Annotated in this window: 1 protein-coding gene; it reads right to left on the reverse strand. The window is 22.9% G+C overall.

Annotation, left to right across the window (positions count from 1 at the left end; genetic code table 11):
• Window positions 1-12: 12 nt before the first annotated feature.
• The coding region (locus SB725_RS32245; protein WP_410923563.1) for a hypothetical protein at window positions 13-258 on the reverse strand (246 nt) is incomplete at its 5' end.

Consider the following 258-nt stretch of genomic DNA (forward strand, 5'->3'; position numbering starts at 1 on the left):
CTAAATTTTCTTTTATATTTTAACAAACTTTCCATCATTATCAATTTTATACTCAACAATTGTTTCAGTGATTTCAGGCTTTTGTTTCTTACCAATAATATCTCCACTTTCATTATATTCTAAATTATCAACAGAGTATTTCTTTATTTTTATAGTTCCGTCTTTATTAATTGTAAATGTTCTATAATATTCAGTTTCGAAAGTAAATCTATTATCAAGTAGTAGCTGATCTATTAATAAATTTCCTTTATAGCTATT

The organism is Pseudomonas sp. SIMBA_041, from assembly GCF_046535095.1.
GTDB classification, from domain to species: Bacteria; Pseudomonadota; Gammaproteobacteria; order Pseudomonadales; family Pseudomonadaceae; genus Aquipseudomonas; species Aquipseudomonas mucoides.